At 69.7% G+C, this 26,373-nt stretch carries 22 protein-coding genes and 5 pseudogenes; 10 read left to right on the forward strand and 17 right to left on the reverse strand.

The window, feature by feature from the left end:
- Positions 1-119: 119 nt before the first annotated feature.
- Both OHT57_RS45640 and OHT57_RS45645 read right to left on the reverse strand, forming a co-directional pair.
- Complete coding sequence (locus tag OHT57_RS45640) at positions 120-1,256, reverse strand: GH12 family glycosyl hydrolase domain-containing protein (RefSeq protein ID WP_328752876.1); 1,137 nt, start codon at positions 1,254-1,256, stop codon at positions 120-122.
- 285 nt (positions 1,257-1,541) lie between these two features.
- Positions 1,542-1,910 (reverse strand): annotated as a pseudogene (locus OHT57_RS45645) (glycoside hydrolase family 48 protein); the annotation flags it as partial.
- Between the two features lie 870 nt (positions 1,911-2,780).
- On the opposite strand from OHT57_RS45645, the gene OHT57_RS45650 reads away from it, so the two are divergent.
- Positions 2,781-4,184, forward strand: coding sequence for an alpha/beta hydrolase (locus OHT57_RS45650; protein WP_328752877.1), 1,404 nt, complete (start codon positions 2,781-2,783; stop codon positions 4,182-4,184).
- Between the two features lie 529 nt (positions 4,185-4,713).
- Here OHT57_RS45650 and OHT57_RS45655 read toward each other — a convergent pair.
- The 4 genes and pseudogenes from OHT57_RS45655 to OHT57_RS45665 form a co-directional block, all read right to left on the reverse strand.
- A pseudogene (locus tag OHT57_RS45655) lies at positions 4,714-4,911 on the reverse strand (ATP-binding cassette domain-containing protein); the annotation flags it as partial.
- Positions 4,912-4,959: 48 nt separating this feature from the next.
- Positions 4,960-7,650 carry an RICIN domain-containing protein gene (locus OHT57_RS45660; protein WP_328752878.1) on the reverse strand — a complete coding sequence of 897 codons (2,691 nt, stop codon included), beginning with the start codon at positions 7,648-7,650 and terminating at the stop codon, positions 4,960-4,962.
- 62 nt (positions 7,651-7,712) lie between these two features.
- Complete coding sequence (locus tag OHT57_RS47610; RefSeq protein ID WP_443053565.1) at positions 7,713-8,345, reverse strand: transposase family protein; 633 nt, start codon at positions 8,343-8,345, stop codon at positions 7,713-7,715.
- Between the two features lie 38 nt (positions 8,346-8,383).
- Positions 8,384-8,773 (reverse strand): hypothetical protein, encoded by a 390-nt coding sequence (locus OHT57_RS45665; RefSeq protein ID WP_328752879.1) that lies wholly within the window; start codon positions 8,771-8,773, stop codon positions 8,384-8,386.
- A gap of 282 nt (positions 8,774-9,055) precedes the next feature.
- Here OHT57_RS45665 and OHT57_RS45670 point away from each other — a divergent pair, with 282 nt between their 5' ends.
- Positions 9,056-9,718 (forward strand): hypothetical protein, encoded by a 663-nt coding sequence (locus OHT57_RS45670; protein WP_443053566.1) that lies wholly within the window; start codon positions 9,056-9,058, stop codon positions 9,716-9,718.
- Here OHT57_RS45670 and OHT57_RS45675 read toward each other — a convergent pair.
- Both OHT57_RS45675 and OHT57_RS45680 read right to left on the reverse strand, forming a co-directional pair.
- Positions 9,706-10,014: an AbfB domain-containing protein gene (locus OHT57_RS45675; protein WP_328752880.1), complete on the reverse strand. Its 309-nt coding sequence runs from the start codon at positions 10,012-10,014 to the stop codon at positions 9,706-9,708. The genes OHT57_RS45670 and OHT57_RS45675 overlap by 13 nt on opposite strands.
- Positions 9,998-10,882, reverse strand: coding sequence for a LysR family transcriptional regulator (locus OHT57_RS45680; protein ID WP_328752881.1), 885 nt, complete (start codon positions 10,880-10,882; stop codon positions 9,998-10,000). The genes OHT57_RS45675 and OHT57_RS45680 overlap by 17 nt, the downstream gene beginning before the upstream one ends.
- Before the next feature lie 260 nt (positions 10,883-11,142).
- Between OHT57_RS45680 and OHT57_RS45685 the strand changes: the two genes are divergently transcribed.
- Complete coding sequence (locus OHT57_RS45685) at positions 11,143-12,270, forward strand: M20/M25/M40 family metallo-hydrolase (RefSeq protein ID WP_328752882.1); 1,128 nt, start codon at positions 11,143-11,145, stop codon at positions 12,268-12,270.
- Positions 12,271-12,350: 80 nt separating this feature from the next.
- The gene (locus tag OHT57_RS45690) at positions 12,351-12,848 is read left to right on the forward strand and encodes a hypothetical protein (protein WP_328752883.1); all 498 of its coding nucleotides are present in this window, start codon (positions 12,351-12,353) and stop codon (positions 12,846-12,848) included.
- A gap of 253 nt (positions 12,849-13,101) precedes the next feature.
- On the opposite strand, the pseudogene OHT57_RS47615 reads toward OHT57_RS45690, so the two are convergent.
- Together OHT57_RS47615 and OHT57_RS45695 are read right to left on the reverse strand one after the other, a co-directional pair.
- Positions 13,102-13,467, reverse strand: a pseudogene (locus OHT57_RS47615) (hypothetical protein); the annotation flags it as partial.
- 299 nt (positions 13,468-13,766) lie between these two features.
- Positions 13,767-14,393, reverse strand: a complete 627-nt coding sequence (locus OHT57_RS45695; protein WP_328752884.1) for a TetR/AcrR family transcriptional regulator — start codon at positions 14,391-14,393, stop codon at positions 13,767-13,769.
- Positions 14,394-14,541: 148 nt separating this feature from the next.
- Between OHT57_RS45695 and OHT57_RS45700 the strand changes: the two genes are divergently transcribed.
- The 5 genes from OHT57_RS45700 (at position 14,542) to OHT57_RS45720 (ending at position 18,956) form a co-directional block, all read left to right on the forward strand.
- On the forward strand, positions 14,542-15,537 hold the full coding sequence (locus OHT57_RS45700; protein WP_328752885.1) for an NADP-dependent oxidoreductase: 996 nt from the start codon (positions 14,542-14,544) through the stop codon (positions 15,535-15,537).
- Positions 15,538-15,651: 114 nt separating this feature from the next.
- Entirely contained in the window at positions 15,652-16,518 is an 867-nt protein-coding gene (locus OHT57_RS45705) for an alpha/beta fold hydrolase (protein ID WP_328752886.1), read from the forward strand.
- Positions 16,519-16,557: 39 nt separating this feature from the next.
- The gene (locus OHT57_RS45710) at positions 16,558-17,358 is read left to right on the forward strand and encodes a strictosidine synthase (protein WP_328752887.1); all 801 of its coding nucleotides are present in this window, start codon (positions 16,558-16,560) and stop codon (positions 17,356-17,358) included.
- A gap of 150 nt (positions 17,359-17,508) precedes the next feature.
- Positions 17,509-18,339, forward strand: a complete 831-nt coding sequence (locus OHT57_RS45715) for an enoyl-CoA hydratase/isomerase family protein (RefSeq protein ID WP_328752888.1) — start codon at positions 17,509-17,511, stop codon at positions 18,337-18,339.
- Between the two features lie 344 nt (positions 18,340-18,683).
- A complete protein-coding gene (locus tag OHT57_RS45720; protein ID WP_328752889.1) occupies positions 18,684-18,956 on the forward strand; it encodes an enoyl-CoA hydratase/isomerase family protein in 273 nt (90 codons plus the stop codon).
- Here the strand turns inward: OHT57_RS45720 and OHT57_RS45725 are convergent.
- Positions 18,930-19,508 carry a TetR/AcrR family transcriptional regulator gene (locus tag OHT57_RS45725; protein WP_328752890.1) on the reverse strand — a complete coding sequence of 193 codons (579 nt, stop codon included), beginning with the start codon at positions 19,506-19,508 and terminating at the stop codon, positions 18,930-18,932. The genes OHT57_RS45720 and OHT57_RS45725 overlap by 27 nt on opposite strands.
- Positions 19,509-19,782: 274 nt before the next feature.
- Here OHT57_RS45725 and OHT57_RS47620 point away from each other — a divergent pair.
- Positions 19,783-19,971 (forward strand): annotated as a pseudogene (locus OHT57_RS47620) (IS630 family transposase); the annotation flags it as partial.
- A 483-nt stretch (positions 19,972-20,454) separates the two neighbouring features.
- Here the strand turns inward: OHT57_RS47620 and OHT57_RS45730 are convergent.
- The 6 genes and pseudogenes from OHT57_RS45730 to OHT57_RS45755 form a co-directional block, all read right to left on the reverse strand.
- Positions 20,455-21,480 (reverse strand): aldo/keto reductase, encoded by a 1,026-nt coding sequence (locus OHT57_RS45730; RefSeq protein ID WP_328752891.1) that lies wholly within the window; start codon positions 21,478-21,480, stop codon positions 20,455-20,457.
- 34 nt (positions 21,481-21,514) lie between these two features.
- Positions 21,515-21,874 (reverse strand): annotated as a pseudogene (locus OHT57_RS45735) (PfkB family carbohydrate kinase); the annotation flags it as partial.
- Positions 21,875-21,945: 71 nt separating this feature from the next.
- Positions 21,946-22,956 (reverse strand): zinc-dependent alcohol dehydrogenase, encoded by a 1,011-nt coding sequence (locus tag OHT57_RS45740; RefSeq protein WP_328752892.1) that lies wholly within the window; start codon positions 22,954-22,956, stop codon positions 21,946-21,948.
- 125 nt (positions 22,957-23,081) lie between these two features.
- Entirely contained in the window at positions 23,082-23,987 is a 906-nt protein-coding gene (locus OHT57_RS45745) for an amidohydrolase family protein (protein WP_328752893.1), read from the reverse strand.
- Between the two features lie 37 nt (positions 23,988-24,024).
- Positions 24,025-24,372 (reverse strand): L-rhamnose mutarotase, encoded by a 348-nt coding sequence (locus tag OHT57_RS45750; RefSeq protein WP_328752894.1) that lies wholly within the window; start codon positions 24,370-24,372, stop codon positions 24,025-24,027.
- Positions 24,369-26,369 carry a hypothetical protein gene (locus OHT57_RS45755; protein WP_328752895.1) on the reverse strand — a complete coding sequence of 667 codons (2,001 nt, stop codon included), beginning with the start codon at positions 26,367-26,369 and terminating at the stop codon, positions 24,369-24,371. The genes OHT57_RS45750 and OHT57_RS45755 overlap by 4 nt, the downstream gene beginning before the upstream one ends.
- Positions 26,370-26,373 lie beyond the last annotated feature (4 nt).

Genomic DNA, 26,373 nt, shown 5'->3' on the forward strand with positions numbered 1-26,373 from the left:
CACCCGAGCCGGAGGAGTCGAGCCGAAGGAGTCGGGGCGGTTCGCGCGAAGGAGAGGGGGACCCGCCCTGCCGGCACGTGGCCGGTCGGGCAGGTCCCGGGCGGGTGAACCGTCCTGCGTTACGCCGTTGTGCAGGACGTTCCGTTGAGGCTGAAGGCAGCCGGCTTGGCGAAAGTGCCGCTGTAGGTGCCCTGGAACCCGAAGGAGACCTGTCCGCCGGGCGTGATGGACGCGTTGTGCGCGGCGTTGGCGGCCGTCACGGACCCCGTCGACGAGGAGACGGTGGCATTCCACGCGTTGGTGATCCGCTGCCCCGAGGGCAGTGCGAACGCGACGTTCCACCCGTTGACCGGGGAGGAACCCGTGTTGGACACGGTGACGTCGGCGGTGAAGCCGTCCTGCCAGACACTGGTGCCGTAGGTCACCTTGCACGCGGCGGGACCGCTGGGGGTGCCGGGGTCGCCGGGGGTGCTGCCGCCGAGGTTCACCGTGGAGGAGAACGAGTTCACGGCCAGGCCCGCGCCGTTCTGCCAGGGCTCGAAGCCCGCCTGAATGCTCGTCAGGTACCAGCTGTTCTGGGCGAGTCCGCGGGAGACGGCCTGCCGCACGAAGTCCATCACGTCGAAGTTCCAGCTGTTGATCGCGGAGGGCGCGACGAAGGACAGGACGTCATTGGAGCCGTTGTTGCCGGACCACACCTGCCACTGGCGCCCGGCCACGGTGGCGGAGCCGACGGGCGAGCCCACCGGCTGCACGGATCCCACGCGGTTGAGCCAGATCATGATCTCGGTGCGGTTTACGCCGTCGGTGCGGGGGGTCGGGTCCAGCCAGATGTCGTAGGCGGCGTCGTAGACCGCACCGCTCACGTAGCTGTAGGAGATGCTCGAGGGCGCGCTCGCGATGGAGTTGAGCCGGGCCGGGAGGTTCGTGCCGGGTGAGCAGTTGGTGTAGTGGCAGCCGTTGTACACGGCCGGGTACGACTTCGGGGCGCCGTTGGTCGGGACCGAGCCGTCGGCCTGGGTGAGCCTGAAGCCCGAGTTTGTGACGGAGATGCATTGGGTGGCGCTGGTGCCCCAGCGGTTGTTCATCACGACGTAACGACCCTGGATCGTGGTGGTGCCGAACGCCTCGCAGATCGACGTGTCGGCCTGGGAGGCCGAGGCACCCGTGAGCAGCGAGGCCAGCGCGACGAGCGTGGTCAGCAGCGCACCGCAGAGGGCGCGCATCCTGCGGACTTGGTGACGTGACGGTTGCATGCGGGTCCTCCGCGATGGATGTGGGGGGCGAGGGCTTCCGCCTGGGAGTGGGAGCGCTCCCAATCGGATGCCTCGCTGGGACTGTAGGAGAGGATCATGTTCCTGACAAGGAGATGCGCTTCGGTGTCTTGAGGTCATTCCCGAAGCGGCAGGTGGGGCGGGTGGAACGTGGCTCGACAGTTGTTCGAGCCCGAGGGCCGGGCGGTCCCCAGGGGGGCGGGGGCCGCCCGGCCGGGTGACCCCGTCGTCCGGTGACGGGGTCACGTAGGCGGCCTCAGCGGCGGGCTATTCGAGGAGTTCCGCGTACGAGCCCATGGCCAGGGCGATGTCCGCCTGGGCCCAGAACCGGTGATACGTGAACGACGGCACCGTGCCGCCCTTCGGATAGACCTCGATCTTCGGCCAGGCCGGGTCGCTCTTGTGGAACGACCGGAGTGAGGTGAAGGTCGAGGCCGAGTTGACCTTGTCCCCGTTCGGCATCGCGCCGTTGAAGGTGCTGGGGACGTGGACGGTGTCACCGAAGCGGTTGTAGTCCGCCCGGTTCTCCGGCACCGCGATGCCCAGGCTGTCCTGGTAGTTGTTCCACATGCCGTCCAGGAGTGCCTTCGCCGTCGTCTTCGCCGCAGTGTCGCCCGACTTGGCGGCGTAGTAGGCATCCAAGGATCAGCGCCGAACAGCAAACCCCGGTTCATGCACAGCAGTTGGCGAATCACCGTCGACTTCTGCCGACCGGTGCGCCACGAACGGACAGTTCGACGGGCTTCGTTGCGACCGATGCGAGTGCCGGTCCAGGCGCAACTGCTGCCTGAACGAACGCCTGCAGTGCTTCGACGGCTCTCGAACCCACGAGTGCCGACGGTGCCACCCGTTGACCACCGGGTTGGGGAGCGCTCCCATCACGAGTCCGGGTACATCCCGCATCAGGGGCGCCGGTCATCGATGGGTCCAATAACAGCGATGCGCCGTGGTGCGAGCCCTTCAACGAGCCGTCTCGGGACGGGCACGCCGTACGCCGGCCGCTGGCGCTGCCGCTCCCGCACGCAGCCGAGCCCGGATCGGAGGACGGCCCCTGCGAGGCCTTCCTGACGATCTGCCACCAGGCCGCGAGGCCACGTCAACCCGTACGCATCCGGGTGCGCGATCACTCGCGCGCGCTCGAAGCAGAGGCCGTAGACGTCGGCGCACCAGCCGTTTCTGCACAGGGACTGCGCTCAGTTGTTGGTCCTGCCCAGGTGGCCGGTGCGGCAGCCGCCGGTGGTAGACGGGTTGACGGGCCGTTATTGGTGCCTCCGCACACCGGATAGTCGGGGGTCGCCCGCGCCCGGGCCCCCTCGGGAAACCGGGGGAGTGGTCCGCCGGTGGCGCGAAGGCGAGGGGGTGGGCGATACATGAACACACTGCCAGGGAGGTTGTGCATCATTGTGACGCACGCTAGAACCAAGCCCTACATTCCTCGACGCTTCGTTCAGCGCACTGAGTATCTGTTTCCGGCCACCGCTCCACACCCCCACAGGAGCCGCTCCCATGCCCGCAAGCATCCGTCTCCACGCTCGCCGCACCCGTCTGCGCATCGCCCTGGCCGCCCTGGCCACGCTGACATCCGCGGCCCTCACCACCCTCCCCGCCCAGGCGGACACCGCGGACACCACCCGCCTCACCGGCACCCTCTCCGACGGCGCCACCTGGATCGCGGACGTCCCCGAACGCTGGAACGGCACCCTCCTGCTGTTCAGCCACGGCTTCGGCCCCACTGTCGCCCAGAACGCCCCCTCCGCCGCCATGCGAACCGAGTTGCTCGACCAGGGCTACGCGATGGCCGGGTCCTCGTACGACCCCAATGGCTCGATGTGGGCCCTCAACAGCGCCGAACGCGACCAGTTCGCCACCCTCGACGCCGTCACCGCGAAAATCGGCACCCCACGGCGCACCCTGGCCGTTGGCCAGTCCATGGGCGGACTCGTCAACGCGCAGATCGCCCGCGACGGCGCCGGGCGCGTCGACGGAGCGCTCGGACTGTGCGGCCTGGTCGCGGGCGCCAACGATCTGGAGAACTACCAGCTCGACGCCGAATACACCGTGGCCCGCCTGCTCCTGCCGGGGCAGGACGTTCCCCTGGTCCGCTTCGTCGCCGCCACCGACGCGGCCGCCACCGCCCAGAAGCTCACCGACGCAGTCACCGCCGCGCAGGCCACCCCGCAGGGCCGCGCCCGGATCGCCCTCGCGGCCGCCTTCCTCAATCTGCCCGCCTGGGCGCCCGGCAAGGACCGGCCCGCCCCGACCGACTGGGCGGACCAACAGGAACAGCAATACGCCTGGTTCGCCCAGGGCATCCTGTCGTTCGTCGAAGGCGGCCGGTATGCCATCGAGCAGTCCGTCGGCGGCAACAACTCCTGGAACCGGGGCGTCGACTACGGCCGTCTGCTCGCCGGTTCCGTCTACGCCCCGCAGGTCCGCGCCCTGTACCGGGCGGCCGGACTCGACCTGGGCGCCGACCTGACATCCCTGACCCGGAGTGCCTCGGTCACCGCCGACCCCGCCGCGGTCCGTACCGCGCAGCGCACCTCCTCCGCCGGCCAAGGCCTCGGCGTGCCGCTGCTGAACGTGCACACGACGGCCGACAACCTCGTCCCGGTCGAACAGGAACGGCGGTTCGGTGACCAGGTGCGCGCCTCAGGCGACGGCGCGCTGCTTCGCCAGGCCTACGTCGAGCGCCAGGGGCACTGCGCGTTCACCACCGCCGAGACCGTAGCCGCCCTGCACGCCCTCGAACACCGCGTCGGCACTGGTCGCTGGAACGACGCCGCGACCGCGACCGCGCTCCAACGGTCCGCCACCGCACTGCATCTGGACGGCGCGGCGTACGTTCCCTACCAGCCGGCCCGCCTGACAGTCGGCCGCGACCACCCGGCGAGCCCCGCCCGGCACTGACGCCGACATCCGCTCACGCCAACAGGAGTGGGCTGCCACGCATGGAGGAGGCCACTGGATACCGCGACGGCGACCTCCTCGGCGGGCGGCTGACGAACACGGCGGCCACAGACAGGAGAGGCGGCGACGGTTCGGTGAACCGTCGATCGGGGGGCTCCCGGCCGCGGTGATCCGCAACCTGGGCAACACCGCGGCATCCAAGGTGTCCTTGCTCTGCGCCTGTCGGACACCGGAGCTCGGTCCGGGAACGTCGGGGTCCTGTTCACCCTGGTCGGTCTCGGCGGCGTCGGCGGTGCGTGGACGGCCGACCGGATGCTCGCCCGGTTCGGGTTGGGCAGGACGCTCATCGCCGCGAGTCCTTCCGGAGCGCTGTGGGTGCCCGCCCTTCCGACGCTGGTCGTGGTGGGAGCTTCGGCCTCGGTGTGGGTGCCGGTGTGGAACGCCACGGCCACCAACTGCGACAGTCGCTCACCCGACCCGACCTGCTGGGCCAGGGCGATCACAGGGCAGCCCTCCTCGCGCCCGTGCCGGAGGCGTCCAGGCCCGACCACGGCTCGTCCAGGACCAGCAGAGCGGGTTCGACGAGCAGCGCCTGGGCGAGCGCGACCTTCTGGGCGTTGCCCTTGGACAGAGTGCGCAGCGACGCGTTGCGTCCGACCACCAGGCCCAGCCTGTCCAGCAGCCGGCCGGCCCTGGTGCGCGCCGCCGCGCCGGACAGGCCCCGGATGTGCCGCCACGGGAAGGTGGCGGCACATCCTGCAGGCGGGCCGCCGGCTCAGGCCGGTGTCAGTTGCCATTGCTGGTTGGTGCCATTGTTGGCGGTCCACTGCACGACTTGGGCGCCGTCGCTGGTCGACTGGCCGGACACGTCGGCGGCCAGGCTGCTGGCGCGGCTGACGATGGTGTAGTAGCCGTCGCCGGTGGGCCGGAGGTACCACTGCTGGTTCGTGCCGCCGTTGGCGGACCACTGCTGCAGTTGCAGTCCGGCCGTGGTGGAGGAGGCGTTGACGTCGAGCATTTTGCCGCTCGCGGTGTATCGCAGGGTGTAGGCGCCGTCCTGGGCGGAACCGAGGGTCCAGGTCGCGTTCCCGGTCTGCTGGACGGCCGGGGCGCCGTCGGCCGTGGAGTTGCCGGTGATGGCGAGCGGTTTGCCGCTGTTGCGGTTGACGATGCGGTACGTGCCCGGCGCGGGACCGGTGCTCCCGCCGCCGCTCAACGTGAAGTACTCGACCGCGTCGCTGAACACGGTCGTCCCGGCTTTGCTGGTGGACAGGACGAGGTAGACCCGTGAGCCGCTGGACGGCGCGGTGAACGACACGGTCTGCGTCGCCTTCGAGCCGAGCGGGACGGTGAGGGTGGTGTTCCCGGAGGCGATCACCGGGCCGGTGGCGCTGTCGAGGCGGGCGCTCCAGGCGAAGCCCACGGCGGTGCCGGTGAAGTCGTCGTTGAACACCGAGATCGTACGGTTCACGGTGGTGTTGGCGGCGTATCCGGGGACGGCTTGCGGGAGCGGGAAGGTGCCGTTGGAGTCCGACGCGCCGGAGGCCGACCAGTAGGGCAGGTCGATCGCGGCGAGCGGGTTGAACGCGGCCTGCACCCGCTGGAACTGCGGATTGCTCCACGGGTCGGAGAGGTTGTCGGCGCCGTAGACGGGATGGCCGCCCTCTTCGGGGGTGAAGTCGGTGGTGCGGACGCCGGATATGACGCCCGCCCAGGCGGACAGCAGGGTGTAAGGGCGCAAGTCGCTGGCGTCCTTGCCGCGCTTGGCCGCCATCGTGGTGGCGAACCACTCGAAGCCCTGCTTGGTGTTGCACTTCGGCCAGATGTACTCGCCCTCGCCGTCGGGCCGGCCGGGCACCGACACGACCTTCTCGCCGTAGGCGCCGAAACCGTCCAAGTAGTGCCCGAAGACATCGAAGTTGGCGTACGTCATGGTGGGGTAGGGGTTGGCCGGAGCGCCGACCCACGCGTCGACGCTGACCGGCCGGGTGCCGTCGTTGCCGTTCATCGCCGCGTACAGGTCCTTCTCGAACTGCTCCGAGTCCATACCGCTGCTGCCGGGCTCGTTGCTCTGGCTCCAGCGGATGATCGCCGGGTGGTTGCGGTCGCGCAGGGTCAGCGCGCGGGCGTGGTCGACCATGTTGTCGTGCCCGGCGACGAAGTCCTGAAGGCTGTTGGAGCCGCGGATGCCGGTCTCGTCGATGATCATCAGGCCCATCTCGTCGGCCACGTCGAGCATGTAGGGGCTGGCCGGCTCCTGATGAATGCGGACCACGTTGTAGTTCAGCCGCTGGTAGTTGTCGACCGCCTGCGGCCAGCCGCCGTTTCCCGAGGAGGGCGCGAGGAAGCCGGGCAGGGTGTCGTAGGCGTCGCCCTTGCCGCCGTTGTTGATGCGGTCGAAGTCCGCGCCCTGGAGGTTGTCGCCGCGGAAGTTCACCCGCACGCCGTTGAGGTAGTAGTACTCGCCGTTCTGGCTGCTCTCCCGGAATCCGAAGCGGTAGGTCGCGTCGCTGGTGCGGCCGTCGTCGGTCGCCGCGTGGACCGTCAGGCGGTGCAGGTGGGCGCGATACCCCTGCCGGTAGGGGACGTTGGGCCACCAGTACGAGGAGGAGCCCAGGTTCCACGCCACCGGCCCGACCGTCACCTTGACGGTCGAGTGGGCGGCCACGGTCACCGTGCTGCTCGGCAGCGCCGGGTAGTTGAACGACGTGGCGTTGTCCGATGCGAGCGAACCGGTCAGCGTCACCGTCCGCGCGGCGCCGGAGGTGTTGGTCACCGACGCGTCGTAGGTGAGGGTCTGATTGGCCACGGACGTACGGACGAACGTGTCGCTGACGTACACCGCCGGATACACGCGCAGGAACGTCGAACGGAAGATCCCCTGCGGTACGGCCTCGGCCCAGTCGGCCGCGTCGGGCACCAGATACCTGCCGTTCGCGGGGTTCTTCAGGGCGCCCCTGCCCTTCACATCGACCGTGATGGTGTGCGTGGTACCCGGTGCCGCGTACGCGCTGATGTCGAAGTTCGACGGTGTGAAGGCGGTGGTCCTGGTCGCCACCGTCCGCCCGTCGACCGACAGGGTCGCCTGGTGGTTCACCGCGCCGAACTCGATCCACGTCGACTGCGGCTGCCCGGAGTCCGGCACGGTGATGGTGCGGGAGTACGCCGCCTCGTTCACATCGGTGAAGCCCTGCTTGTACCAGCCGCCGCCCGGCACGGTGATCGACGTCGCCGACCGGCCCGCCGGGGTGAAGCCCCACGTGCCGGCCAGGTCGACCGAGGCGATCGCGGCGTTGCCCGCGGTGACGCCATCGGTGCCGGAGGCCGGCGAGGCAACGGCCGCCGTAGGTCGAGGGGCGGCCGCCGCGGCCGGCGGCGTTCCCACTGCGCCGGTCAGCAGCGCCACGGCGGCCACGCACCACAACGCCGGGCGTCGGCGGCGCGGCGGCCGATGGTGTTGTCTCATCACACATCCCTCTTTCGCTGGGGGACGGGGAACGGGAGACGGTCAGGCGGCCCGCACACCCGTCACCGCGCGGGCCGGCCGGATCGGCCGGAAGGGATCAGTGCACCGGTGACGGCAGCAAGGCCACGCCGCGTCCGGCCCCAGCCGACGGGTCCGATCGTCATGTGGGGATCCCCTCTGCTGATCACCACGGTGCCACCGGTGGGAGCGCTCCCACACCATAGTGCCCAGTGGGGCATCCGTGAATGCCCCCGTCGCACCCTGTTTCCGAAGCCCAGGAGCGGACCCCGCTCCCGCTCCCGCGCGTGGCCGGTGCTGTTGGAGGTCCTGCCGTCGAGGGCGGCCAGGAGGCGGGTGAGGGTGGCCTTTGACGGGGCGCGGCGACGTCCGGGCAGGTGGCGGCGGATGCCGAGTTCTTCCAGTACCCCGTTGCTGGCGCGCTGTCCCCACTCGGTGATTTCGGTGATGGTCCGGGCGCCGGAGACGACTGTGCAGGCGCAGATCAGCAGGCCGAGCACTGGATACCACCGTCCGCGACGCGAACGCGGGTCGGGTACGCGCTGGAGGTGGGCGCGCAGGCGACCGGTGTCGTGCTGGTGGGGGCCAGTTTCGCCAGGACGGCAGGAATCGGGAAAGATGGAGCGGCAGGCACGGGACCTCAATGTGATCAGCTGGCGTAGACACCTGATGATCACCGGTCTCGTGCCTGTGCTGTTGCCGCGTCAACTCCCGCTCAACGCGGACGATCCACCCAATCCCGGAACTTGAAACCGCCCTGCAGGCCGAAGAGTGCCTCCAGGCCGTTCAGGACAGGCGCGAGACTGCGCTGACAAACCTGCCGAGACTGCGAGGTCACCCTCTCCAGGCTGAAGTGGATCTCCAGGAGTGCGCCGACGACGACGGCCTGGCTGATGGGGGAGGTGTGCACCGCGATCATGCTCTTGATCTTCGACAGCTGCTCGGCGAACCCTTGGACCCGCCGCTGTCCGTGCCCGACCCGCTGGCCGGCCACCACATGGCCCACCAGGGCGCCGGGCAGTACGGGCTTCGCGAAGGCCCGAGGTGGACCACCCGCCGCCCGTGTCCAGTGACTTGAGGGGCGGCACGCGTCCCGAGCCGTCATGGAACATGCCGTACGGGTTGTCCTCGAGCAGGAGGATCCCGTCCTGCTCGGCGAGGGCCGGCAGCTCGCGCCGGGCCGACCGGATGCCGGCCTGGATGGCGAACCCGTTTGTGACGCGATGAGCTGGAAGGATGAAGTGGGGGAGTTTGCGCGGCCCGTCAGGTAGATGCCGCCCGAGGATCGCATGGCGGTCGTGCGCCTGCACGCCGCACCCCGGCGGGTAGGACCGGGTGGTGATGGGGGAGCATCTGCTCAACTATTACCTGCCCGTGAAGGATCGTCATGCCTCCTGTCCGCAGTGCCGTATTCCCCGTCCTGCTTGTCTGCCTCCTGATGACGGGCTGTTCGTCCGTCCAACTCGGCACACCGACAGCGACACCGTCCAGTACTCAGAACCCTGTGCCCGGCGCGCCTGCCGGGTCAGGGCGGGCGATCGCGGTGGGGGCGGGCCCGCAGAAGCACTACAGCGTGCAGCAGCAGCCGGCCGTCGGCTCGTGCCACTACCGCTCCGAGCACGGCGAGCCCCTTGAGGACCCTGCCTGCACGCCGGGCGCGATCTCTCCGGCGGTCACGCAGGCGAACCTGAAGTCGACGATATGCCGCAAGGGCGGCTACACCTCGGGCGTGCGTCCGTCCACGTATGTGACGGGCAAGGAGAAGAAGCTCAACGCCGCCTCCTACGGCTTCACCGGCCGCATGGGTGATGCGGAGTACGACCACCTGATCAGTCTGCAGCTCGGCGGTGACCCGAACGATCCGCGGAACCTGTGGGTGGAGCCGGCCGACCCCGGCCACAGGAAGGGTGCCGGGGTGAACAACAAGAAGGACCCGGTGGAGACGAAGCTGCACACCGCGGTCTGCAAGGGCCAGGTCACGCTCGCGGCCGCGCAGCAGGCCATAGTCACCGACTGGACCACCGCCCTGACCGTCCTTCACCTCGGCTGAAGAAGCCGCTGGAGGGCAGTGGACGGTGCACGTGAGCTGATGCAGCAGGACGGCGAGCGCCAGAAGGTCGCGATGTCCTGGAAGGTGTCGATGCGCAGCCCGAAGTTGTAGTGGCGGAGGTAGCGGCGAGGGTAGTTGAACGACTCCAGGCTGACGGAGCCGGTGACGGAAATAGGCCGGGCGCAGTAGGTGGCGTCCTTGGTGAAGGTCGCCGTGCCGTTGCTCGCGTCGGCGCGGACCAGGAAGTCCCTGTGGCGAAGGCAGTGGTCGTCAAGGGGGTCAGCCGGCGCTGTCACGCAGCAGGTCCCGCAGCTTCAGTGCCGCCGGCAGTGGGGTGGCCGGCAGGGCCGCGTGGAGGGTGCGGCGCAGGGCGGGGTCGTCGAGGCGACGCAGGACGATTTCGTCGGGGACGGCCCAGGCGGCCAGGGAGGGGACCAGGGCCACGCCGAGTCCGGCGGCGACGTAGCCGAATTTTCCGGTCCACTCCGCGATCCTGATGATCTTCTTGGGGGTGAAGCCGGCCCGGGCGCAGGCGTCGGCGAGCATCGTAGGGCGGTCGCCGTAGGCGCTTTGCACCCAGGGTTCGTCGCGTAGTTCGCGCAGGCCGAGCGTCTCGGCTTCGGCCAGGTGGTGCTTGCGCGGGAGGGCGACGAGCAGTTCGTCCTCGCACAGTTCGGTGGTGGTGACACCGTCGGCCGACTGCAGCCCGGACGGGTAGTCGCTGACGACGGCGAGGTCCAGTGTCCCGTCCGTGAGGCGCTGCATCAGCGTGTGGGTCGGGCCCTCGATCGCGACGACCTCGACGTCCGGCCTGGCCTCCTGCAGGGCACGCAGGGCGGTGGGCACCAGCTGGATGTTGGCGGTGGCGAACGCGCCCACGTGCAGCAGCCCGCCGTGACCCGTGTGCAGTACGGCGAGTTCCCGCTGCGCCCGCGCCAGCCGGTCGAGCACCTCCACGGCGTGCCGGTGCAGCGCCCGCCCGGCGGGGTTGAGCCGTACGCCCCTCGGTAGTCGTTCGAACAATGGCCCGCCCGCCTGCTGTTCCAGCGTGGCGATACGCCGGGACACCGCGGACTGCGTGTAGTTGAGCCGGACGGCGGCATGCGTGAACGAACCGGTCTCGGCCACTGTCACGAGCAGCCGCAGCGCATCGATCTCGTACACGTTTCTCCCCGCCGCCAGACCCTCGTCCGGCCATCGGCCATCCTGCCCGAACACATTCCTCTGGCGCATGGATCTCATGCAATCCAGTCGCTGGTGTCATGCCATGGTCGGTCCTAACGTCGGTCACGCGGCGGCGCACCGGAAGGGGAGTGGGTCGCTGCCCCAACCGCCCGTGAGATGTAGGGGGAAGTGTGTTGTCGCGACAGGGAGTTGAGCAGGGGCGAGGCCGGCGCCGGGGGCCCGCTCTCGCCCTGCCGGTGATGCTGGCCGATCTGGAGGAGCTCGTCACCTGCGAGTCCTTCTCCACCGACCACGCGTCGGTGACGCGCAGCGCCGAGGTGGTCGGCGCCCTCGGCAAAAGGCTCCTGGGGACAGAGCCGGAGACCGTCGTCATCGACGGGGTGACCCATCTGCGGTGGGCCTTCGGCACTCCGCGGGTGCTGCTGTTGGGGCACCACGACACGGTCTGGCCCATCGGCTCGCTCCGGACACATCCCTGGTCGGTGGCCGACGGGATCGCACGGGGACCCGGGGTCCTGGACATGAAGGCCGGCCTGGTGCAGATGTTCCACGCCCTGGCCTCGCTGCCCTCCATGGACGGGGTGCACGTGCTGGTCACCGGGGACGAGGAGGTCGGCTCACCGACCTCACGAAAGCTGATCGAGGAGGCGGCGCGGGCGTGCCGGGCCGCCCTCGTGCTGGAGGCGGCCGCGGACGAGAAGGGCGCGCTCAAGACCGCCCGCAAGGGGACCTCGCGGTACGAGGTCGTGGTGCACGGCCACGCCGCGCATGCGGGACTGGAACCGCACCGAGGGGTCAACGCAGCCGTCGAGGCCGCCCACCAGTTGCTGGCCGTCGCCGGCATCGGGGCCGCGATGGGCGCTGTCGGGGCCGCCCACCCCGTCCTGGGCGTCTCCACCGTCACCCCCACCCTGCTGTCGGCCGGCAGCACGCGCAACACGGTGCCCGCACGGGCGCGGGTGGCAGTGGACGTACGCGTTCCGAGCGTGGACGCGCAGGAATGGATCGACGAGCTCATGCACGCGCTCGCGGCCCGCGTACCCGGTGCGCGGCTGGAGATCCTGGGCGGCGCACAGCGGCCGCCCATGGATCCGGTGTCCTCCACCGACCTGTTCGCCCTCGCCTCCCGTATCGCGACGGGACTGGACCAGGAGCCCCTGCGGGCGGCAGCCGTCGGCGGCGCCTCGGATGCCAACTACACCGCGGCGGCGGGCTGTCCGACGCTGGACGGCCTGGGCGCGGTGGGCGGCGGCGCCCACGCGGACACCGAGCACGTCGAGGTGTCGCGGATCGTCCCCCGCGCCCGGCTGCTCGCTCAACTCATCGAGAAGACCCGGCGATGGCCCGACCGACGGTCACCAGCGTGACTCGCGTGAATCACGGCAGGGACCTTCCCTCGACTGCTGTGCATCGGATTCGTGGTTCGTTCCGGAGGGGGCGATTGATCATGCGACAGGACGTGAACGGGCTTGGCCTCGGTGAGCAGCGCGGGAGTTATGCCATCGCGGGAGTAGGAGGCGCTCTCCTGCAGATGGCGCGGCGGGGCGTCGTGGCGCTGGCTGGGGTCGTACTCGTCAAGTTGTTCGTCAGCAGACCGTCAGCGGCAATCGTCAAGGGTGCCGTCACGATGGCCGTGGTGCTCGCCCTGTTCGACCTCGGACTGGCGTGGAATCGCGCGACCGCCAGGTTCGGGATCAGCAGGTGCTACGTCTGCGCGGGAGGCCTGGTCGTCACCAACCTGTTCGGCGGTGTACGGGATGCGGTGGCATGGAGCAACGTGACCGGGCTGAACCAGACGGCCACCCTGTCGGTCTGGTTGACTTTTCACAGGTTCGAGATCGCGCGCAATGGTTCCGTGCCGCTGGCGTTCCTGGCTCTGGGACAGAAGCCCGCTCTGGCAACGGCTCTGCAGAGCCAGGCGGCAAAGAACGGCATTCACCGCTGAGCCGCCGTGACGGTTATGGCCAAGGCGGCCCGACGCTCCCCGTCCGGTCCGGTGTTTCCCCGTGCAGCAAGAACTGAGGGGCCTCGCGTTTTCCGGACAGGCTTCTGACCGTCCATTGCACGCGCCGACTCGAAACTTCTCGTACTCGGCGTGGATCTTGGGCGGAGGGCGGTAACCCACCGCCGGGCGGAGGTGATGAGAGGGTGCGCGGTGTGGGGATGTAGGCAGCTGGTGCTGCCCACTCGGCGCATTCGATCACCTTCTCCTTCGCCGGCACGGGGCCGTACGGGCTCTGGGTGCCCGGCGGCCAGAGGATTTCCTTGTGTGGATGTCGACTTCGCAGTTCTTCCCAGTTGCCGTGTCGGGCAGGGTCAAACGGGCGGACAGCGGGGCCGTCTCCAGTGCTTCTACCTGCGGGCCCGTGCTTCCAGGCCGGCACGGGGCGTCGCCACGATGTCGGCCATCGGCGCTGGGTTCTCGGTGGCGACATCGAGGTCCTGGCTGGGGCGGTTCGCGAGGCGGTGCGTGCGCCTGCACGGCGTATCCGCCAGGTGAGGACCAGTAGATATGGGGCGCCGAGGGCGATCACATCCGCCAAGAACCATGCAGGCTCGCCCATTCGGTCGGCGCGGTCATGTTGTCGCGGGCATGCCCTGACGGTTCTCCGCCGGCGGACGAAATTCTCGATGTCTGCCGCAAGGGAATTCTCGCGTCACTGACACACGGCAACAGTGACCGGTCGGAGGCGCTGGGCCCGGGGGCCTGACAACGGCCGAGTGGTCCTGTCGGGTTGCGCGGCGCGGATCGCGGTGACGTACCCGCTGGGCCGGCTCCGAGGGCGACAACGCCGTAGTGCGCGCTCGTGAGGTGCCCCCTTGGTCAAGTCGGGGTTCGAGGGTCGGCTCGTGGGGAGGGCGGTCATACGGCGCGGTGGTGGGGTGCCAGGGTGGCGTGGATCTGGTCGCGGATGTCGGTGAGGACGGCTTCGTCGCTGCGGTGCAGGTGCACGGTGGCGGTGGTGCTGAGGTGGATGATCGCGGAGATCACCCGCGCCAGCGTTTCCGCGTCGGCGGCACTGATGTGCTCGTCGCGGACGAGTAGGCCGGTGATGCCGTCCTCGAGGCGGCCGGCAAGGGCCAGGCCCGCTTGCCGGTAGGGCTCGGCCGGATCGCCGAAGACGAGTTCGTGCAGGTAGGTGCGGCCGTTCTCGATGTGTTCCCGCACGCACTCCACCACGGGGCGGATGAGGGCGACGACCGGCTCCAGCACGCCCTGCTTGTCGACGGCGGCGTTCGCGGTGGCGAGGCCGGCGTCGATGGCGGCGGCGAACTTCTCGTTCTGCACCATGATCAGCAACTCGGCCTTCGTGGACGCGTACAGGTAGAGCGTCCCGATCGCGACATCGGCTCGGGCGGCGATCTGCTGCGTCGTGACCCCGCCGACGCCGTGTTCGGCGAACAGTTCGCGGGCCGCGGTCATGATGCGCTCGCGCTTGGCCTGTTTGGCCTGCTCGCGCCGCCCGGTCGGCATCCGGCCGCGTCCCATGGGGACCTCCCTTGACAATAAATCTGAGTAGACTCATAGTTGAGTCTACTCGGATCGACCGGGTGAGGCGAGACCCCGGGGTTTCGCCGCGGAGTGGCCGATCTGGCCAGACCTGAATAAATAGGACTAAGGCAAGGAGTGGCGCCCCATGAGAGCGTTCGTCGTCACCAAGTACAAGGAGCCGCTGCAGGAGGCGGACGTCCCCGAGCCCACCGTCGGGGAGCACGACGTGCTGGTGCGAGTGGAGGCCGCCGGGCTCAACCCGCTGGACGAGAAGATCCGCGCCGGTGAGTTCAAGCAGATCCTGCCCTACAAGCTGCCGCTGATCCTGGGCAACGACGTCGCGGGCACTGTCATCAGCGTCGGGACGGCGGTTCGCGGCTTCAAGCCCGGAGACGAGGTCTACGCACGCCCCGACCAGGACCGCATCGGCACGTTCGCCGAGCGCATCGCCGTCGCGGAGAGCGACCTGGCGCTCAAGCCCGCCTCCATCAGCATGGACGAGGCCGGCTCGCTCCCGCTGGCGGCGCTCACGGCGTGGCAGGCGCTGGTGGAGCGCGGGAAGGTGCGGCCCGGACAGAAGGTTCTCATCCACGCCGGCGCCGGCGGGGTCGGCTCGATCGCGATCCAGCTCGCCGCGCACCTCGGTGCGAGCGTCGCCACGACCGCCAGCGGTTCCAACGCGGACTTCGTGCGCGCACTCGGCGCGGACACGGTGATCGATTACCGCACCCAGGACTTCGAACAGCTCCTGACCGGCTACGACCTGGTGCTGGACAGCCTCGGTGGGGAGACCCTCGCCAAGTCCCTGCGGGTGCTCAAGCCCGGCGGCAAGGCCATCGGGATCGCCGGCCCCCCGGACCCCGCGTTCGCCCGCGAAGCCGGCCTGAACCCGCTGCTGCGCCTGGCGGTCGCAGGCCTGAGCGGCAAGATCCGCAGGCAGGCGAAGAAGCTCGGGGTGAGGTACGAGTTCCTGCTCATGCGTGCCAGCGGAGACCAGCTCCGCCAGATCGCCGGCCTCATTGACCAGGGCGTCCTGCGTCCGGTGGTGGGGAAGGTGGTCGGCTTCGACCAGACCCCCCAGGCGCTGCAGTCCCTGTCTCAGGGCGGCATCCGCGGCAAGGCCGTCATCGCCAACAGCTGACCCGCCGCAACCGCGACGGGCCCCACAAAACCAGCGCCACAAAACCCGCAGCGCCACAGAACACGCAGCGACTCAAGACACGCAACGACTCAAAACGCACAAGGAGAATCCGTCATGAGCAGCACCAACAGCCCGAACGACGCCGTCATCACCTCCTACGCGAAGGCCCCGGCCCGCACGGTCAGCGCCGGTGGCGTCACCTACGCCTACCGTGAGCTGGGACCGAAGGGCGGCATCCCCGTCGTCTTCTTCGTCCACCTCGCCGCGACCCTGGACAACTGGGACCCCCGCATCGTCGACCCCGTCGCGAAGGGCCGTCACGTCATCACCTTCGACAACCGTGGTGTCGGGGCGTCCACCGGCCAGGTGCCGGACAGTGTCGAGGCGATGGCCGACGACGCCTACACCTTCATCAAGGCCCTCGGCTACGACAAGATCGACGTCTTCTCCTTCTCCCTCGGCGGCATGATCGCCCAGGCCCTGGTGGTGAAGCACCCCGAGCTGGTCCGCAAGCTCGTCCTCACCGGCACCGGGCCCAGGGGCGGCAAGGACATCGACAAGGTCGCCACCACCACCTACTACGACATCCTGCGCGCCACCCTGACCCGCTCGGACCCCAAGGAGTTCCTGTTCTTCAACCGTGACGCCGTCGGCAAGGCCGCCGGGCGCGCGTTCGTCAACCGGCTGAACGAGCGCACCGTCGACCGCGACGCGAAGATCAGCACCAAGGCGTTCCAGACGCAGCTGAAGGCGATCAAGAAGTGGGGGCGCTCCACCCCCGACGACCTGTCGTCGATCACGCAGCCCACCCTGATCGCCAACGGCGACAACGACCGTATGGTGCCCTCGGTCCTGTCGGGTGACCTGCATCGGCGAATCAAGGACAGCCAGGTGATCATCTACCCCGACTCCGGGCACGGCGGCATCTTCCAGTACCACCAGGAGTTCGCCCCCGTGGCGGTCGAATTCCTCGCCCGATGACCACCGCCGCTGCCTGACAGGGAAGAGAAAGGCACCACCATGAGCACGTCACCGTCCGTCGCACCCCCGGAAGTGAAGAAGCCCCTCACCTCCTCGATCCTGCTGTGGGTGCGCACCGACCAGCCCCGCCAGAGCGGCATGGACCACTGGAAGGGCCCGCACTCAGGGATCATCTCCGCCACCCCGGGCCTGGATGAGTACCGGCAGATCCACCTCGCCGAGCACAACACGGGCCGGTGGCCGGCCATCGACGGGGTCCAGACCGCGATCCCCGCCGACCGGAAGATCGACGGCGTTGCGGAAGTCACCTTCCAGTCGGCGCTCGCACCCCTGAAAGGGCGCGAGCAGACGAAGCTGGCCTATGCCGACGAGATCAACGTGTTCCGCCGCACCCTGCTCTACACCGGACCGCCGAACTCCTCCCGGTGGTACGACGTCGCGGGCCCCGGAGAGACGGTCGGCGTCCGCACTCTCCTCTACCTGCGCCGCAGAGACGGTGCCGGCGCCTTCCGTAAGTTCGTCAACGAACAGCTCGCTCCCGCGCTCGCCGGCACCGGAGTACTGAAGGAGCTGCGCACGCAGACGTTCCTGCCCTGGATCGAAAAGCTCTGGGACACTCCGCATGTCGCCCACGACAACCCCCCCGACCAGCGCTTCCACGCCTCGGTCAGCCTCGGGTTCACCGACACCGCGGCACGCGACGCCTTCTTCACCGGCCACGTGATCGAGGACCTGTCCAGCCGGCTGGCACCGCAGGCCTCCGCGATCCACGCCTACGACGTCACCGCCACCCTCACCTACGTCAAGAACGGCGTCATCCTCCCGCACTACGAGCAGTGAGCGGCACAGGTGGGAAGCGCAGACGGGAAGGACAGTTGGGACGCGGGACCGCCGGAATTGCTCGGAAATTGATCCACCCCGGGCTTCCCGGCCCTCCCCTCGCCCCTGTCGTCGCCCGATACCCATCCGCATCCGCATCCGGAGCCAGCCATGAGCGAGCACAGCACCATCCAATACGAGCGCACCTCACCGCAGGTCGCGAAGATCACCTTCGCTAACCCGCCCGTCAACCTCATCGCGGGTGAGACCGTTCTGCGCCTCATCGAGATCGTCGGAGAACTGGCCACGGACCCGGACATCCAGGTCGTGGTGTTCGACAGCGCCACCCCCGACTTCTTCTACAACCACTTCGACCTGGCAGCTGCCGCCGACTTCCCCGCCCCTGAGGACCGGGCCGCGGTGCCGGCATGGACGAATCTGGTCCTGGAACTCTCCAAGGCGCCCTACATCACCATCGCGGCCATCCGTGGACGCACCCGCGGCGGTGGGAACGAGCTCGCCCTCGCCCTCGATCTGCGTTACGCCAGCCGGGAGCAAGCGATCTTCGGGCAGCCCGAGGTCGGCAGCGGACTGCTGCCCGGCGGCGGCGGGACCGAACGGCTCCCTCGCGCCATCGGACGCGACCGCGCCCTGGAAGTCATCCTCACCAGCGACGACTACGACGCCGACACCGCCGAACGCTGGGGCTGGATCACCCGCGCCCTCCCCGACAGCGAACTCGACGCCTTCGTCGACACCGTCGTCGCCCGGCTCGCCTCCTTCGACCGCACCTCACTCGCCGCAGCCAAAGCCCAGATCAACCGGGCATCCCTGCCCCCCGACGCGGACCTGGTCGCCGCGTACGGCGAGTTCAGTCACTCCCTCACCCTCCCCGGTTTCCTCACCCGAGCTGCCGGCACGCAGGCCGTCGTCGAGCAGGCCGGCATCGACTCCGAATACCGTCTGGGGCACTACATCGGCGTCGCCAACCAGCGACGCTGACACCCGGCAGGAAGCGAGCACGTACGCAGCAGAAGCCGCAGCCCTGCTCGTTCGTCGCGGGCTCACGTCGAGGAGATCGTGCAGGACATCCGGCGGCAGGTCGCGGTCCTGCTGCCTCGCTGAATCGCGGCCGAGCCTCGGGGCCGGCCTCAGGCCCGGGCGATCGTGAGGGGGGTCTTCGGCTGCGGCATGGCGCTGATCCGACCGAGTCGACGGGGCTGCGGCTGTCGTTCGATCGGCGGGAGTTCACCGCACCTGCATCTCGTTGACGTTCACTCCGGAAGCGGCTCGTGGGCTCGCTCGGAGACCTCTTGCGGTAGGGCGGCCCACAGGTACGAGGGGACGTGGACCGGGCGTTCGGCGCGCCGACCCTCGGCGAGATCGACAAACGCCTGCGCCACCTCGACACCCCTTGGGCGGCAACCGCACTGGCCGCCTTGGAGTCCGCGTCGCAGCAGAGCCTGGAGATCACCCACGCCCTGCTGGCCCGGGGCAGGCAGCGCACCTTGTGCCAGTGCCTGGACGCCGAACTCTCCCTCGCGTGCACGACCATCCGTACCCCGCACTTCCTGGAGGGTGTCCGCGCGACCTCAGGATTCCGGTTCAGGGTTCTGTGACGCGGTCAGGGCTTTGTGGGTCGATTCCAGGATCTTCTCCGACAGTTCTGTGCCCGCCGTGGCGCGGGCGAGCAGGATCGCGCCGACCAGGGTGGCCACCACGGGCAGGCCGCCGTTGGCGTCGGTGGACATCCATGCGGCGAAGTCCTGGACTCCGGCCGCGTATGTTTCGCGCACGTCCCCGGCTGTGGGCTCGCGAGCCATGTCCCCTGCGAATCCCGCGGTGGGACAGCCGGTGCCGGGCTGGTCACGGTGCTCGGCCGACAGGTAGAAGTCGACCAGGGCGGCGCGCGCGGTGTCGTGATCGCCGTGGTCCGCGTCGAAACCTGCCAGGAGTACGTCCAGGTCGCCGAAAGCAGCTTGAGCCGCCTCGGCCACCAGGGCCTCCTTGGACGGGAACTGCTTGTAGAAGCCACCCGTGGTCAGCCCGATGGATTTCATCAGATCGGCGACGCTGATGCCGTTCACGCCGCGTTCCCGGAACAGCTTGGAGGCCGAGGTGACCGCGCGCCTGCGGTTCTCGAGCGCTTGTGCCTGCGAAACCCGACTCATCACTCACCTGCCGACGTTAGATAGTTAACTGCATCTATCATATGCGGAGTGCCGGGCGGCCGGTCGCGACGCCCTCTTCCCGTTCGGATCCTGCCGGCCTTCACCCAGGCCCTGCAGCAGTAGTAGCTCGCCGAGAGCTCCGTCGCGGTGCGGGCCGGTCCTGGTCGATCACTACCGCGGCTGAGCTTGTCGTTCATTGACCTTGGCTTTACAGCGTCTGGGCTTTCGTCGGACCTGGTGACAGGGTCCGTCTTGGCTGGGAGTCCGGAAGGATGCGGTATCCGGACGGGGGCGTCTGCTCTCCCACGGGCCGCTGGGCTACGACTGCCGGCTCGGCCCCGATCTGCAGGCCAGGCTCACCGTCTGGCTGGAGGAAAGGCCGGCCGCGCACGGCTGGAGCGACAATCAGGTGTGCACCGCCGCGCGGGTGCGCACGCTGATCGGGCGGAAGTTCCGCCTCTCCTGCCGCGGGTGCCGCCGGGGCGGGTGTAGTGGAGACGGGCGAGGGGTGCTTGCACTTCGATGCGCTCCGACTGGCCTGGAGCCAGTGACAGGCGCTGGAATGGGAGGAGCTGTTGAACGACCGTCTCCCCGTAGGTCGCACCGGTGTTTGCCACGATGAGACGTGCCCGGTTCGCAGTACAAGTTTGATTCCCAGGGGCAGCGCCTGCACATCGTCATGTCCGGCCCGGCGGTGGAATCGACTGATCGCGTGTGGCTCGGGCAGGCTTCGTCGCGCGGCCCTGACGGGTGCGCGGGCTCGACCCGCCTCGGGATCCCAGCCCTGATTTTGCGGCAGGCGTACAAAAAATCGGCTCCGGGACGTGGTCAGCGCGCTTGCGGCGGAGCCCCGTTCGGCGCGGTGGGTAGGCACGGAGTGCGTGGACTGTGCCCACCCACCGATTCGGCTGCCGCGATCACCTGTCGGTCAGGGACACCGGGGGTTCTATGTATGGGGACCACCCGTGCCGTGCGGAATCAAGTCGCCGTAGCCGGTGGGCGCGTCGGACCTGATCAGTCCCTGGGAGCGGAGATCGTCCCAGAGAGCCTCCGGGATGGTGCTCCGATGGAGTTCCGCGTTGCGTGTCACCTGGTCGGGATTGCGCATGCCGAGGGTGACGTTGACGGTGCTGGGATGGGTCAGAGGGAAGGCGATGGCGGCGGCGGGCAGGGTGGTGCCGTGGGCTTCGCAGACTTCGGCGATCGTCCGGGCACGGGTGACGAGGTCCGTCGGGGAGTCCTGGTAGTTGTACTTCAGATCTTCGGTGGGCCGGTCGCGGGAGAGCAGCCCGGAGTTGAAGACGCCGACGGCGACGACGCTTTTGCCGGTCTCCTGTGCGGCGGGCAGGACGTCGTCGAGGGCAGTCTGGTCGAGGAGGGTGTAGCGGCCGGCGAGCATGACCACGTCGGCTGCGGTCTCGCGCAGGAAGCGGGCGAGCATGGCGGACTGGTTCATGCCGGCGCCGATGGCTCCGATCACACCCTGGTCGCGCAGGTCGGCGAGGGTGGGCATGGCCTCGTCGGCGGCTTGTGGCCAGTGATCGTCAGGGTCGTGGAGGTAGACGATGTCGAGGCGGTCCAGGCCGGTGCGGGTGAGGGTGTCGTCGATGGAGCGAAGTACGCCGTCGCGGCTGAAGTCCCACTGGCGGCGAAGGTCGTCGCGTACGACGAAGCCCTCGGTGTCGACGCCTCGTGGCTGTTCATTGGGGACGAGCAGGCGGCCCACCTTGGAGGAGACGACGTACTGCTCGCGTGGGTGGTTCCGCAGTGTGGTGCCGAGGCGTCGTTCGGAGAGACCGAGGCCGTAGTGGGGCGCGGTGTCGAAGTAGCGGATGCCGGCGTTCCAGGCCGTCTCGACCGCTGCTGACGCTTCTTCGGCCGACGTGATCCGGTACAGGTTGCCGATCACAGAGGCACCGAAGCCGAGTTCGGTGAGGCGGAGGGACGTGTCGGGGATGGTGCGGTGGTGCACGATGTGCTCCTGGGATTACGGGTGGGAGTGCCGGTCAGCGTCGGACGTGGGCGCTGCCGCCGGCGATGAGAGCTTCGACCTCGGTGAGGGTGGCCATGGAGACGTCGCCGGGGGTGGTCATGGTGAGGGCGCCGTGGGCGGTGCCGTAGGCGAGGGCCCGTTCGAGGCCCGCCCCGGTGAGCAGGCCGTGGATGAGTCCGGCGGCGAAGCCGTCGCCGGAGCCGATGCGGTCCAACACGTGCAGGCCCGGCATGCGCGGTCCAGTGACGTAACGGGTCTCCGCGGACCAGGCGGCCGAGGAGCAGTCGTTGACGCCGGCCGAGGGCACCTCGCGCAGAGTTGTGGCCAGCACCGTGACGTCGGGCAGCAGGTCCGCCACCTCGGCGAGTGCGCGGGCCATGGCCCGGCCGATCCCGCGCCGGGCCCCGGTGACGACGGCGAGCTTCCCGGTGAGGTCGAAGGCGGTCATACGGCGGCTCTCCGGGCGTCGTCGCTGTCGTCGGTGCAGTCCACGAGGATCTTCATCACGTCTCCGCCGCCTTCCAGCGCTTCGAAGGCGGCCGGTGCCTGGGTGAGCGGGACGACCTTGCTGATCATCCGCTCTGCCGGAACGGTGCCGTCCGCGACCAGTGCCACCGCCCTCTCGAAGTCGGAGCGGTCGTACAACCGGGCCCCGACGAGGGTGAGTTCGCGCCAGAAGAAGCGGTGCAGGTTGATCTCGCGGGGGCGGGGGTGGATGGCGACGAGACACAGCCGGCCGCGCACGCCGAGCACCTCGAAGGCGACGTCCGCCCCCGCGTCCCCGGTCCACTCCCGCACCAGTACCGGCACGTCGTCGTCGGCCGGGTTCCACGCGGTCAGCCCCAGCTCCTCGGCGAGCAGCCTCCGGTGGGCGCTCAGCTCGACCACTCGTACGTCCGCCCCGGCGGCCCGGGCCACCAGTGCGATCAGGACGCCGACCGGGCCGCCACCGACGACGACCCGCTCGCCGTCGCGCACTTCGGCCCGGCCGACGTCGTGCACGGCGACCGCGGTGGGTTCGACGAGGGCGGCCCGGTCCAGGGGGAGGGAGTCGGGCAGTCGTATGAGAGTGGAGGCGGGCACGGTCCAGCGCTGCTGCATGGCGCCGGGGGAGTCGATGCCGATGAAGTCCAGGTGCTGGCAGATGTGCTGGTGGCCGTTGCGGCAGGCCGCGCAGGCGTCGTCCCAGAGCAGCGGCATCACGGTGACCGCGTCGCCGGGTGCCCAGTTTTCGACGTCCGGGCCCACCCGGACGACATGGCCGGCCATCTCGTGCCCGAGGACGGCGGGCACGGCGACCGGGGCGTCCATGTCGCCGTGGAAGATGTGCAGGTCGGTTCCGCAGATGCCGACGTAGGCGGGGGCCAGCTCCACCTCACCGGGTCCCGGCGGCGCGCTGAGGGCCGGGGCCGTGTCGAGGGTGCGGGCGGACAGATATCGGGCGGCTAGTGTCATGGGAGGTCGGAGTCCCTTCGGCGCGCACCGGGGTATGCGGAAGCCAGGGAACGGCCTCCGTGACGGTGTGTCCGACGCTGGTCGGTGCGGTGCGGTGCGGTGCGGTGCAGCAGGGTGGGGTGGGGTCAGGTCGTCGCAGCGGGGGCGTCGCCCTCTGCGACGGCGGGGGCAAGGCCGTAGAACGCTCTCGCGGTGCCGACCAGGAGTGCGTCGACGTCGCTCTCGCTCCAGCCGGTGAGCAGTTCGTCCACGGTGGCGGCCCACCGGTTCCAGCTGCCGGCGAGGTCGGCGACCGGCCAGTCCGAGCCGAACATCAGCCGCTCGGGCCCGAAGGCGGAGACCAGTACGTCCCAGGCGGGGCGGATGTCGGCGGTGGTCCAGCGGGAGTGGTCGGCCTCCGTGATCAGCCCGGAGACCTTGCACACCACCTGCGGGTGTGCGGCCAGCTGCCGGATCCCGCGTTCCCAGTCCGCGATGTCCTGTCGGGCGATGTCCGGCTTGCCCGCGTGGTTGAGGACCTGGGGCAGGTCGGGGAGGCGTTCCGCGAGGCGGATCGCCTGATCGAGCTGGTGGTCGCGTACGAGCACGTCGTAGTGCAGTCCGCGGTCCCGGGCCGCCCGCAATCCTCTTTCCACATCGGGGCGTTGCAGCCAGTGAGGGTCCGTCTCGCTCTGGACGAGGTGTCGCAGGGAGCGCAGGTACCCGCCGCCCGGCCCGGCGAGCAGCGCGTCGAGCACGTCCCCGATCGACGAGGACGTCAGGTCGGCCCAGCCGACCACGGCCTGGATCAGCGGCTCCTGTGCGGCGAGCGCGAGCAGGTCCTCGGTCTCGGCGACCTCCGCGACGCACTGGACGACCACCGTGCCGTGCAGGTGCCGGCCCGCGATGGGGTGAGTGGCGGTGGAGCGCAGGTCATTCGGGGTGAAGGTACGGCGGATCGATGCCACGCCGGGGTCGTCCAGCCAGGGCTGCGGACGTTGGGAGAGGTCCCACAGGTGGTGGTGGGCGTCGACGAGCACGGGTGCGTTCACGGGTGGTCCCAGTCGGGTCGGGCTGGTGCGGGCCGGGTCAGGCGGTGGCGTCGTCGCCGGGCGGGCTCAGGTGCCAGATCTCGGGGAGCTCGCTCCACTGGCGGCCCTCGCCCCGGTCGGGGAAGGGCTCCTGGCAGGGGTCGGTGAGCTTCCACCAGCGCTGGGTCTCGGGATCGGCCTCGATGGAGGACATGTCCGCCTCGAAGTCGTCGCCGTGGTACTCCATGTAGGCGAACAGCACGTCACCGTGGAGGAAGATGCTGTAGTTGCGGATGTCCGCCCGGAGCAGGGCGGCTTCGACGCCGGGCCACACGGCGGAGTGGAGCCGGAGGTACTCCTCGCGGTGTTCGGGCCGGAGCCTGATGGTCTGGGCGATGCGCTTCACGCCGATTCCCCTGTCATGTCATGGGAGTTGGAGCCGTCGAACGGTGTGCGGTAGCTGGGTGTGCCGGTGCGCAGGCCGAGCCGCAGGGTGAGCCGGATACGGGTGGAGGCGGGCAGACGGACCGTCAGATACGGACCGTCGCACGGCACTTCGGCCTCGGAGATGACCGGCTCGGTGTGTCCGTAGTCGTACATGTCGCCGATCCAGCCGTCGTCGGCGCAGGTCGTGTACCGGATGCCGGTGATGGTGTGCTCGGCGAACGCGCCCGCCTGGACGATGACCGTGCGGTCTCTGCCGGGGGAGAGGTTGACGAGTTCGACGGTGGTTGCCTCGGGGTCGATGGAGGTGACCAGGGCGGCGACGTCGGCGGGCAGGCCGGCGCGGCGGGCGTCGGCGTCGTGGTAGCGCAGCCGCGCCTGTTGGAGACCGCCCTGGTACAGCACCTGGGGGCCGCCCCAGGTCAGCTGCACCAGGGCCTCGGTGACCACCGGGTTGCACAGCTGCCACACATGGATGTCGGCCTCGGGCACGTCCAGGTCGCCGTAGCGGTCGATGCGCCGCAGCCGGTGGCGGACCTGGGCCTGGGCGGCCGCGAGGATCCGCTCGGGGTAGCCGGGGTCGTCGCCGGCGAGGAAGGCGAACCACGCCTTCTCGTGACCGGAGTCCTCCTTGGACCGGAACGGCCGCACGGTGCGCCAGTCGATTGCGTCCGCTTCGCGCAGTCCCTCCAGCCGGGCCCGGTCGGCCTGGGAGGAGGTGTGGTGCCACAGGGCCACTGGCACGGGGGGAGTGGCCGGGTTGTAGTCGAACCAGCCGGAGTCGTTGTGGCGGAACGGCAGGTGCGGTGTGGGCGTGTGACGGTCCGGCCCGAGTTCCACCGCCCACTTGGAGGGCAGGCTGGAGTCGGCCTCGGTGTAGGGCATGACCTTGGCGTGGCCTATGAGGGTGTCGAGTGAGGTGGCGACCATGGAGAGGTAGTCGTCGTCGCCGGTGACCGTGGCCGCCGCGAGTGCGGCCACGCAGGCCGCGTGTCCGACGCTGTGCCAGCCGTGCGGCCAGGACCAGCCGTAGTGGCCGCCGTACCAGCGCCCCTCCAGCAGGCTGCCGACGTCGCCGTCCGGGCCGACGTTGTCCGGGATCAGGCCGCCCTGTTCGCGGGTGCGTTCGCGCCAGGCGCCCACGTACTCGATGATCCAGGCGCGGTAGCGCTCCTGGCCGGACAGGATCCAGGCGTTGAGGACCAGGCCGGCCGCGGCGAGGTTGACCGCGGTGTCGCCGACGCCCGTCCGGTCGCGCATCTGGTTTCCGAGGCGCGGGTCCGCCGACAGGGGGAAGGGGCCGTTCGCGGCCTCGGGGATCCAGTCGAGGGGGAAGCCGTACGTCTGCGCCTCCTTGGGCAGCCAGGGGTAGACGTCGCCGTCGAACAGGCCGGTGCGCTCGGGGTCGCTGCCGTTGTGCGGGCGGGTGATGATGCGGTGGGCGGGGTCGTAGTTGCCGTTGGCGGGGTCGACGTACAGCTCGGCGAAGCGCAGGGCGCGCTCACGCCAGCGGTCGGGGGCGGCCATGGACAGGAAGTAGAGCAGCAGCAGGCTCTCGCCCTGGTGGAACCAGTCGTAGCCGCGCTCGAACTCGTCGCGCAGCATGTCCAGTTCGGTCAGCTGCCGGGTCACGCCCTCCCAGTGCTTCTCGCTGGCGGGCAGCAGGTCGTCGGCGCCGCCGAGGAGGTACAGCTGGGGCCAGTTGAAGAACACCTCGTAGAAGTCGTCCACGCCGTCGCGGGTGGTGAGCGGGCCGGTGTAGTTCAGCCGTCCGTCGGGGCCGGTGAAGTCGCGGGCGAAGCGGCGCCAGGCGTCGTCGAGGAGGTCGAACAGAGCGCGCTGGGCGATGGCCCAGCCGGGGGGTTCGAGCAACGGAACTCCGGCCGAGATGTCGGGTGCGGGCCGGTCGCAGGCCGGGGTGTCGTCTCCGGATGAGTGGGGGTCGAGGCTGTGGGGCATGAGA

It is taken from the genome of Streptomyces sp. NBC_00285, from assembly GCF_036174265.1.
Lineage (GTDB): Bacteria > Actinomycetota > Actinomycetes > Streptomycetales > Streptomycetaceae > Streptomyces.